Genomic DNA, 257 nt, shown 5'->3' with positions numbered 1-257 from the left:
CTATTTGTGAAGACGGTGCAACCCCTGTAAATTGTTCAACGACTACTGCTACAGTTGAAGTTAAAAATCCAATCGTAGCCAACATTGACAATACCTACCCAGTTCAAACACCGGGTACAACAACGGCAACCACAGTTGGAAACGTAACAGCAAACGACACCCTAAACGGACAGCCGGTAACAGCAGCCAATACCAGTGTAACCCCAATCAAAACGGGTCCATTGAGCATTGATGCAGACGGAGTATTAACCTTAGAT

At 45.1% G+C, this 257-nt stretch carries 1 protein-coding gene; it reads left to right on the top strand.

Features of this window, described 5'->3' with window-relative positions:
- On the top strand, positions 1 to 257 hold a 257-nt coding region (locus FLA105534_RS00025), incomplete at both ends, for a hypothetical protein (RefSeq protein WP_173964020.1).

Source organism: Flavobacterium collinsii (assembly GCF_902804485.1).
GTDB classification, from domain to species: domain Bacteria; phylum Bacteroidota; class Bacteroidia; order Flavobacteriales; family Flavobacteriaceae; genus Flavobacterium; species Flavobacterium collinsii.
Note: the sequence above shows the minus strand (reverse complement) of the source record. Positions and strands in the feature narration are given on the sequence as shown.